This is a genomic window from Bradyrhizobium yuanmingense (assembly GCF_900094575.1).
Lineage (GTDB): Bacteria > Pseudomonadota > Alphaproteobacteria > Rhizobiales > Xanthobacteraceae > Bradyrhizobium > Bradyrhizobium yuanmingense.
Genome location: NZ_FMAE01000071.1, coordinates 1 through 4,811, shown reverse-complemented (window position 1 = coordinate 4,811; position 4,811 = coordinate 1). Strand labels below are relative to the sequence as shown.

Below are 4,811 nucleotides of genomic sequence, written 5' to 3'. Positions count from 1 at the left end.
ATATTGAGGACTTGACGCGGTTCAATGAAGCGATCGATCAGGCCGTGACGGAGTCGGTGGCCCACTATACCAAGACGATAAATGACTCGCGCAACCTGTTTCTGGGCGTCCTCGGCCACGACCTGCGCAATCCTCTCGGCGCCGTTTCAATGGGCGCTCAGTGGATGGAGCGATCGGGGACAACCGACGCGAAGCAGGCCAGGGTTGTTTCGGAGATCAAGCTGGCCGCAGGGCGGGCGACGCGAATTCTGAACGATCTGCTCGATCTCACACGCTCGTCCTTCGGCACTCAAATCCCCGTTACAAAGACCGAGAACGACGTTGCGGCTCTGTGCCAGGAAATCGCAGATGAGTTTCGCGCCGTCAACGCAGATCGAAAACTTCAGGTCGCGACGAAGGGCGATCCGTTGGTTTCCTGCGACCGCGCCCGCCTGGGACAGGTGCTGTCCAATCTGATGGGCAACGCGGTCCATTATGGCGACGTAGCGACGCCCATCACAGTGACCGTCGCAGGTAACGATCCCGATGCTGTGACCATCAACGTGCACAATCTCGGCTCCTCAATCCCGCTTGAAGCGCAAAAATCAATCTTCCAATCCTGGACGCGAGGCCACGATGACGGAAGTCCGCCGGAGCACAGTACCCACCTCGGCCTCGGCCTCTACATCGCAAAATTGATCGTCGAAGCCCATGGCGGCGAGATCTCTGTGGCATCCAACGAAGAAACAGGCACGTGCTTTTCGATCCGACTGCCTCGCAGGTGACGGTCATGCTCTGAGTGGAAGGGGCGGCGTCGACGCGCTCACCCTGCGGCGATGGGCAGGCAGGGTCGCCAGACGCACATTGCCGACGGGGCGACTTCCACGCTCATTCGGCGGAAGTGGCGGCGCCTCATGGTGAACCCTCGGAAACCGTCAGCCGCATTGTCGATGCAAAGATTGCTCAGAAACAATCGGCCATTCGGAACGTCGGCTGCTGCCATCGCTTAAAGCCGTGACTGCGGATGTCCCGACCGGGTGGCGTCTCCTGCATTAGAAAGGGCTGATATGCCAGAGCAAAGCTCTCCTCGCGGCAGTTGCGTCTTGATCGTCGAGGACGAACCGATGCTCCTCTTGATGGCGAACGACATCGTCCAGGATGCGGGGCTGCATCCGCTCCTTGCCGGCAATGCCGATGAGGCCATCAGGATTCTTGAAACCCGACAGGATGTTTGCGTGGTCTTCACGGATGTCAGGATGCCTGGCTCGATGGACGGGCTTGGGCTCGTGGAGGCCGTTCGCGAAAGATGGCCACCGATCCAGCTCCTTGTGGTCTCCGCCCATCTGGTCAAAGGCTCTGAGCTACCCGATGGGGCAAGATTCTTCCACAAGCCGTACCCGTCAGAGGCGATCATCTCGACGCTCCGAGAGCTTGCTGCCTGATCGTGAAGAGCGTTTGTCCGCACAGCGGGTTGCTGAACGCCTTTGGCGCCGGCGTCGCTCCGATGCCCATCTGTGCTCGCGCGCTTCGCATTTCCTGTGGGGCGTTGATCCTGCGGGCGCCGAGCGCCAGCCTCACCAGCTTCTACCACCTGATCAATATTGACCAGCGCGTCGTACCTTAAATTGCTACGCTTGATCCATCACCGCGCGGCCCTCGGCATCTGTCGGTGATGAGAACGCTGTCGCGCTCCCGCCTTCCCTGGGAAAAGGAGCACGCTATGCAGCGACGCCGAATCAAGCAAACCACCTCCTTTGAAGAACGCCTTGCCGAGCATGGGCGAGCCCTTCGTCAAAAGGCGAAATCGCTTCCGCCAGGTATTGAGCGGGAACAAACCATCCGCAAAGCTCGGCAGGCAGAGACCGGGGCTCAAATCAGCGAATGGCTGTCCACACCCGGATTACCGGCTCCCGAATGAGGGAACGGGAGGTCGTCCGGGGCGTTCCTCCCGCATGACCGAGCCACTTCCAGTTCTCATTGAAAACTCGCTTCAGATAGCCTGGGACTTCCTGGACCGCTCAGGTGGGATCGCCGATCCTCAGCAGGCGGCTGAGATCCTACTTCAAAGTATCAAAACGCAAATTCTCAAGGGAGAGAGCCGCACCCTGATGCTTTCGAATCGGGCCATCGCTGCGTTCGAGCAGCATCAGAAAGCAGCATGATGTTGCGCGCGGATCCTGCTGGCAGGCCCCGCGCGCCGGCTCACGATCATTGCGTTCAGTCCCGGTCGTTCGCCTCTTCCTTGATCACGGGCGGTGTGTGGCCGAGCTCAATCTTTTGAGCCAGTTGCGCCCGCTCCTTGTCTGCCGGCTGATCTTCTCCGCGTACGCGCATGATGCCGTGGTCTGATGTCTTGGTCATGGTGACCTCCTGCCGGACCAAGCCCGGCTTAACCACAACGTTCCAAATACGGAGAATGCCCCGCCGCCGCGGGCGGAGCGGTCGCGTCATTCCGGTTGCTTCGCCACAATTGGCCGCCGCCTCGTTCTGAAACGTCGCCTGAGCCGCTTCCATTTCATCTCGATCCAACGCAACACGGCGAGGAGAGGTTTTTGCAGGATCGGCATGTCCTGCGCGATGAGAAGAAGTCCAAGGGGGAGCATCCAGAGGCCGAAGAGGGGCAAGAAGCTGAAGATGCCCCCGAGAATGAGTCCCCCCGCAACGATGATCCGGATCCAGAGTTTGGATGGCTCCCGCAGCCAGCGAATGAAAGTCCCGACTTTCGTGGGCACTGAACGCTCGATCAATGTGAAGTATCTGTTCAGCCCTACTGTGACGGAGGCCATGCCAAATCCGATTCGCGTGAGTGTTAAAGAACCGCATCGCAAAATGCTGCTCGGAACTAAACCGACTGGGGGCGAAGTGTTCCCTGGTCGTGGTTGGGATCGGATTTCTCGATTGCGGCAGCCAAGCGACTTCACAAGAGATGCGCCAAACAAAAGCCGCTCGGGCGTTACACCGAACGGCTTTTCTTCGCGGCTCCCAGTCTCCTGGTTCTGCCGCCCAACTCAAGCCGCCTCCTCACCCCTTTGTTCCCTCGGGCGTCCGGCTGTCAGCTAATCGGTGGCGCAGATGAGACGAACGATGACTCTCCGGCTGCCGCATTCTTCAATGAGTGCAGAATTCCAACCTGCCCTAGAGCTGTCTCTGGGATGGCAGATGGTCGAAGAGGTTCATGGGCGGCCCTCTGTTCATCCGTCCGCGCCGCCGTTTGACGAAGGGGCGTAACGCTACGTGGCCGTCTTCGGCAGGTGGAGGTATCCCGCGTCGAAGTCTCCGACTTCCTGGAGCCGGGTCCAATCAAGCACCGTCAAGTGCCGGCTTTCGAGGTTGATCAAACCCAGCTTGCGCAGCTCCTGGAGCACGCGGTTGACGTGAACAATCGAAAGGCCCATGGCATCGGAAAGCTCTTCCTGCGTGATCGGCAGTTCGCATGAGTAATCTTCCACAAGGCCCATGGCTCGCGCACGGACGATATATTCGCACATAAAATGCGCTGCCCGGCCTAGCGCCTGCCGTCGTCCGATATTGGTGATCCATTCGCGGAACATCGCCGCATAGATAAGTGTTTCACGCCAGAGGGCCGCCGCGACGCGGGCTTGGCGTTCGCACAGGCGCTGCAGATCCTCGTGCTGAATGAAGCCGACCTTGCAAGCCGTGATCGTTCCGATGCTGATGTCCAGCGTCTGCAGGTGCAGGCTCTGAAGGTCCGGCATGTCGCCCGTGATGTGGAATGCGAGGATCTGGCGCTTGCCCTCGCCTGTCATTTTGAAGGCGCAAGCCACGCCATCGGCAATGACGAAAGATCGGCTCGGGCGATCCCCCTCGCGTACGATGTCCTGATGGGCCTCGATCACCCTCTGATCGATCGGGAGCGCCAGTATCGCCTTCCGCTCTTCGTCAGAAAGCGGAAGACAGTTTCCAGCTTGCGGATCAGCGGGTGAGTATTCCTTACATTGGCCGCAGACACTTGAAAGAGCCTTCGAATTCAGTTCCACAAATTAGCATCGTTGCTGTCCCGGAGTCTGTTCCTTTTTGACGATTTAAGCCGGGTTCCGTGAGCAGCGGTTCTTCTAGGAACGGAGTGGGATGGCGAGTATTGTCGCCTATCTCCCGTGACCATCAGGCGATCCGGAGACTGAGAGATGCCACGCGCTCCCCGCCAAAATGAAGGAGCGTCCCATGCCGCGCTATCATTTTCACATTATGGACGGCAAGGCTGGTCTCGATCACCACGGCACCGAGCTTGCCGACCTAAATGCTGCAAAGGAAGAGGCCGTAAAGCTGGCGGGTGAAGTCCTTCGAGAGTCGAAGCCGGGCGACATATGGGAAATCAAATCCTGGAAGCTTCTCGTCAATGGCTATCCCTCGCCCGAGACGGGCCGCACTTATTTTACGTTGGCCCTGTCCGCGGCGGATGATGTGTCTGCTTGACGGGCCCCATGCCAAACCGCTGAGGTCGTCAGAGTGTCTACCCATATTCATGCGGATCAGGAACACGACATCATATACCCGCAGGTCCTTCCGTTTCTGCTGATCCACGCCGGTTGCCTCCTGGCGACATGGTCGGGCGTCTCGTGGCCAGCGGTTGCGATGTGCATCGTCTTATATTGGTTACGCATGTTCGCGATCACTGCTGGGTATCACCGGTACTTCTCGCATCGAGCCTACTCAACGAGCCGAACGTTCCAGTTCGCTCTTGCGTTCCTCGCCCAAAGCAGTTCCCAAAAAAGCGTACTTTGGTGGGCTGCGAAACATCGACATCACCATCTTTACTCCGATACGGAGAAAGACGTGCATTCGCCAAGCCAAAAGGGCTTCGTTTACAGCCA

General features: G+C 58.8%; 9 protein-coding genes. 6 read left to right on the top strand and 3 right to left on the bottom strand.

Annotated features, from left to right (window positions below; genetic code table 11):
• The 4 genes from GA0061099_RS38865 to GA0061099_RS38845 form a co-directional block, all read left to right on the top strand.
• Positions 1 to 764, top strand: a 764-nt coding sequence (locus GA0061099_RS38865) for a sensor histidine kinase (protein WP_074448680.1), incomplete at its 5' end; no start/stop codon positions are given.
• 318 nt (positions 765 to 1,082) lie between these two features.
• Complete coding sequence (locus GA0061099_RS38860) at positions 1,083 to 1,421, top strand: response regulator (RefSeq protein ID WP_276326014.1); 339 nt, start codon at positions 1,083 to 1,085, stop codon at positions 1,419 to 1,421.
• 278 nt (positions 1,422 to 1,699) lie between these two features.
• On the top strand, positions 1,700 to 1,897 hold the full coding sequence (locus tag GA0061099_RS38850) for a hypothetical protein (RefSeq protein WP_074448679.1): 198 nt from the start codon (positions 1,700 to 1,702) through the stop codon (positions 1,895 to 1,897).
• Positions 1,898 to 1,931: 34 nt separating this feature from the next.
• On the top strand, positions 1,932 to 2,141 hold the full coding sequence (locus tag GA0061099_RS38845; RefSeq protein ID WP_018642493.1) for a hypothetical protein: 210 nt from the start codon (positions 1,932 to 1,934) through the stop codon (positions 2,139 to 2,141).
• A 55-nt stretch (positions 2,142 to 2,196) separates the two neighbouring features.
• Here GA0061099_RS38845 and GA0061099_RS41795 read toward each other — a convergent pair whose 3' ends face one another.
• The 3 genes from GA0061099_RS41795 to GA0061099_RS38830 form a co-directional block, all read right to left on the bottom strand.
• A complete protein-coding gene (locus GA0061099_RS41795; protein WP_157785226.1) occupies positions 2,197 to 2,340 on the bottom strand; it encodes a hypothetical protein in 144 nt (47 codons plus the stop codon).
• A gap of 86 nt (positions 2,341 to 2,426) precedes the next feature.
• The gene (locus GA0061099_RS38835; RefSeq protein WP_074448678.1) at positions 2,427 to 2,765 is read right to left on the bottom strand and encodes a hypothetical protein; all 339 of its coding nucleotides are present in this window, start codon (positions 2,763 to 2,765) and stop codon (positions 2,427 to 2,429) included.
• 444 nt (positions 2,766 to 3,209) lie between these two features.
• Positions 3,210 to 3,977 (bottom strand): Crp/Fnr family transcriptional regulator, encoded by a 768-nt coding sequence (locus GA0061099_RS38830; protein WP_338060720.1) that lies wholly within the window; start codon positions 3,975 to 3,977, stop codon positions 3,210 to 3,212.
• Positions 3,978 to 4,161: 184 nt separating this feature from the next.
• On the opposite strand from GA0061099_RS38830, the gene GA0061099_RS38825 reads away from it, so the two are divergent.
• Positions 4,162 to 4,413: a DUF6894 family protein gene (locus GA0061099_RS38825; protein WP_036003776.1), complete on the top strand. Its 252-nt coding sequence runs from the start codon at positions 4,162 to 4,164 to the stop codon at positions 4,411 to 4,413.
• A gap of 33 nt (positions 4,414 to 4,446) precedes the next feature.
• Positions 4,447 to 4,811 (top strand): fatty acid desaturase (locus GA0061099_RS38820; protein ID WP_208604931.1); only part of this gene is annotated, 365 nt, incomplete at its 3' end.